Annotated in this window: 4 protein-coding genes; 2 read left to right on the top strand and 2 right to left on the bottom strand. The window is 61.6% G+C overall.

Annotated features, from left to right (window positions below):
• Positions 1-164 precede the first annotated feature (164 nt).
• Both ACFY9W_RS29010 and ACFY9W_RS29005 read right to left on the bottom strand, forming a co-directional pair.
• Positions 165-1,043: a LysR substrate-binding domain-containing protein gene (locus ACFY9W_RS29010; RefSeq protein WP_391138278.1), complete on the bottom strand. Its 879-nt coding sequence runs from the start codon at positions 1,041-1,043 to the stop codon at positions 165-167.
• Between the two features lie 110 nt (positions 1,044-1,153).
• On the bottom strand, positions 1,154-1,603 hold the full coding sequence (locus tag ACFY9W_RS29005) for a GNAT family N-acetyltransferase (protein WP_391138275.1): 450 nt from the start codon (positions 1,601-1,603) through the stop codon (positions 1,154-1,156).
• Between the two features lie 257 nt (positions 1,604-1,860).
• Between ACFY9W_RS29005 and ACFY9W_RS29000 the strand changes: the two genes are divergently transcribed.
• Positions 1,861-2,556: a 3-oxoacid CoA-transferase subunit A gene (locus ACFY9W_RS29000; protein ID WP_391138272.1), complete on the top strand. Its 696-nt coding sequence runs from the start codon at positions 1,861-1,863 to the stop codon at positions 2,554-2,556.
• Positions 2,557-2,564: 8 nt separating this feature from the next.
• Positions 2,565-3,206: a 3-oxoacid CoA-transferase subunit B gene (locus ACFY9W_RS28995; protein ID WP_003251131.1), complete on the top strand. Its 642-nt coding sequence runs from the start codon at positions 2,565-2,567 to the stop codon at positions 3,204-3,206.
• The last annotated feature ends 124 nt before the right edge of the window (positions 3,207-3,330 follow it).

Genomic DNA, 3,330 nt, shown 5'->3' with positions numbered 1-3,330 from the left:
AGCGAGCTTGCTCGCGATGCGCCGCGCGGGCGGCGCTCGATCTCACAGGCGCTGAAGATGCCGTGGCGAGCACCAGGCAACCCTGATGCCATTGCCAAAAACCATAGAATCTCCCACAGAGGCCGCGACACGCGGTCAAGCTTTGTCACAGTCATGGCGCAGATTTACGACGCCTCCGCCCGCAAAATACCAATCAAAATCTCAGCCAGTTCCATGACCATCGGGTCCGCCGTTGGCCGATGAAAAATCGCCGCTTCAAACACCTTGATCGGCTTGAACCCTTCTTCCGCCCCCAACACCCGATGCCCCGCCGTCACCACCCGCGATGGCAACAGGCTCACCCCCAACCCATTGGCCACCGCCTCCTGAATCCCTGCCAGGCTCGAGCTGGTAAATGCAATACGCCAGCTGCGCCCCATGGCCTCGACTGCACCGATCATGTCATCGCGGTACAACCCTCGCGGCGGGAAGGTCACCAGCGGAATCGGGTCCTGGGCAAAACACGGGTACTGCGCACTGTCGATCCACTCGATGCGCTCTGGCTGGCAGGCATTGGCCTCACGGCTGTTGCGTCGCTGCTTGATCAACACAAGGTCCAGTTCGCCCCGATCATAGGTGCTCATCAGGTCACGGCTAAGGCCACCGGTAATTTCCAGCTTCACCGTCGGATTACGCCGGTTGAACGCCGCCAACGCCTGCATCGTCTTGCCCGCGACAAAATCGTCCGGCAGGCCGATGCGCACGGTCACCGTCACCCCACCCGACATGGCCTCGGTCAACTGGCTGCTCACCGCCAGCAGGTGCCGAGCGTAACGCAGCAGGGTTTCACCAGCGTCGGTCGGGTGCACCTCGCGGTTGCTGCGGTCGAGCAACTGGTGGCCGACCATTTCCTCCAGCCGGCGCACCTTCTGGCTCACCGTGGACTGGGTGGAATGCAGGCGCGCAGCGGCGGTGGTGAAGCTGCCGCAGTCGGCCACCATGACCACGGTGCGGAGCATGTCCAGGTCGTAGATGGCACGGTTGGGGTTGGGGGATTCTGGCATTTGGCGCGTTCAGCTTTTCGAGGGGGCTGGGTACATGATGCCTGAAGCCGGGGTGCATGATGCATTGCCCTTGTGCGGAGCATGCTTTGTACGCATGCACGACCGGCCTGTCAGGGCACCAGGGTCTTCTCGAAATAAACGCGCTTGAAACCGTCTTCCGTACGTTGCCCCACGTTCACATAGCCAAGCCTGGGGTAAATCGACAGGTTCTCGGTCATCTTCTCGTTGGTGTAGAGATGGACGGCGCCTAGCCCCTGTTGCCGGGCGACATCTTCACAGAAGCGGATCAGCGCCTTACCTGTACCCCGCCCGGCCGCACTGGGCAGGACCGCGACGTTTTCCAGCAGCATGTGGCCCTGCTCGGCATGGAACACAATGAAACCCTGAAAGACCGCCCGATCATCCGTCGCAACGTACACCACACCGTCCGCTATCTGCCTGGCGAAGTCAGCAATCATCGGCGCGGGCTTGCGCCCGATCAGTGGTACATAACAGGCGTAGGCCTGTTCGGCACAACGCCTGACTTCAGGCTCATCCGCTGCCACGGCCTGCCGGATCATCGCGGTCTCCGTGAGGGGAAAAATGAAGGGACTACACGGTCAACTGGAATGTGGCAAATAGCCTGCGCAACTGCTCGTACATCGCACAACAGTTCGATAATCGCACAAATTCAGCCAAACCCTCTCTACTGTTGCCCTATCTTGCGGCACGCTATAGCGAAAGTCAGCAAGTAATTTCAAGTGCTGACAGGCCCCACCGCGTCACGCGCTCCGGCCAGCCCGACAACCACAACTCCAGGAACAACCAGGAGCTCGCCTTGATCAATAAAACGTACGAGTCCATCGCCAACGCGGTGGAAGGGATTACCGACGGTTCGACCATCATGGTCGGTGGCTTTGGCACGGCAGGCATGCCGTCTGAGCTGATCGACGGCCTGATCGCCACCGGTGCCCGCGACCTGACCATCATCAGCAACAACGCCGGCAACGGCGAGATCGGCCTGGCCGCCCTGCTCATGGCAGGCAGCGTGCGCAAGGTGGTCTGCTCGTTCCCGCGCCAGTCCGACTCCTACGTGTTCGACGAATTGTACCGCGCCGGCAAGATCGAGCTGGAAGTGGTGCCGCAAGGCAACCTGGCCGAGCGCATCCGCGCCGCGGGTTCGGGCATTGGTGCGTTCTTCTCGCCGACCGGCTACGGCACCCTGCTGGCCGAAGGCAAGGAAACCCGTGAAATCGACGGCCGCATGTACGTGCTGGAAATGCCACTGCACGCTGACTTTGCGCTGATCAAGGCCCACAAGGGCGACCGTTGGGGCAACCTGACCTACCGCAAGGCCGCCCGCAACTTCGGCCCGATCATGGCCATGGCCGCCAAGACCGCCATCGCCCAGGTCGACCAGGTTGTCGAGCTCGGTGAACTGGACCCGGAGCACATCATCACCCCGGGTATCTTCGTCCAGCGCGTGGTCGCCGTTACCGGTGCTGCCGCTTCTTCGATCGCCAACGCTGTCTGAGGCCTGCCATGACCATCACCAAAAAGCTCTCCCGCACCGAGATGGCCCAACGCGTGGCCGCAGACATCCAGGAAGGTGCCTACGTAAACCTGGGCATTGGTGCACCTACCCTGGTAGCCAACTACCTGGGCGACAAGGAAGTATTCCTGCACAGTGAGAACGGCCTGCTGGGCATGGGCCCAAGCCCCGCGCCAGGCGAGGAAGACGATGACCTGATCAACGCCGGCAAGCAGCACGTCACCCTGCTGACCGGTGGTGCGTTCTTCCACCATGCCGACTCGTTCTCGATGATGCGCGGCGGCCACCTGGACATCGCCGTACTGGGTGCCTTCCAGGTGTCGGTGAAGGGCGACCTGGCCAACTGGCACACCGGTGCCGAAGGTTCGATCCCGGCCGTAGGCGGCGCGATGGACCTGGCCACCGGCGCTCGCCAGGTGTTCGTAATGATGGACCACCTGACCAAGACCGGCGAAAGCAAGCTGGTGCCCGAGTGCACCTACCCGCTGACTGGCATTGCTTGTGTCAGCCGTATCTACACCGACCTGGCCGTGCTGGAAGTGACGCCGGAAGGGCTGAAAGTGGTCGAGATCTGTGCGGATATCGACTTTGACGAGCTGCAAAAGCTGAGTGGTGTGCCGCTGATCAAGTGATCAGCTGCAACCTTCTGGCGAAACGCAAACCCTGTGGGAGCGGGCGCGCCCGCGGTACAAACCGGAGACATCGTTTACATTCCAAACCGGGGACATGGTTTACAGGCTAATACGCATGATCAGG

Source organism: Pseudomonas sp. NPDC008258, assembly GCF_042956345.1.
GTDB lineage: Bacteria > Pseudomonadota > Gammaproteobacteria > Pseudomonadales > Pseudomonadaceae > Aquipseudomonas.
This window is presented reverse-complemented; position numbering and strand designations above follow the sequence as displayed.

Excerpts from the sequence above, each read along its gene's own strand:
- ACFY9W_RS29010 (WP_391138278.1), bottom strand. The coding sequence starts at position 1,043 with ATGCCAGAATCCCCCAACCCCAACCGTGCCATCTACGACCTGGACATG.
- ACFY9W_RS29005 (WP_391138275.1), bottom strand. The coding sequence starts at position 1,603 with ATGATCCGGCAGGCCGTGGCAGCGGATGAGCCTGAAGTCAGGCGTTGT.
- ACFY9W_RS28995 (WP_003251131.1), top strand. The coding sequence starts at position 2,565 with ATGACCATCACCAAAAAGCTCTCCCGCACCGAGATGGCCCAACGCGTG.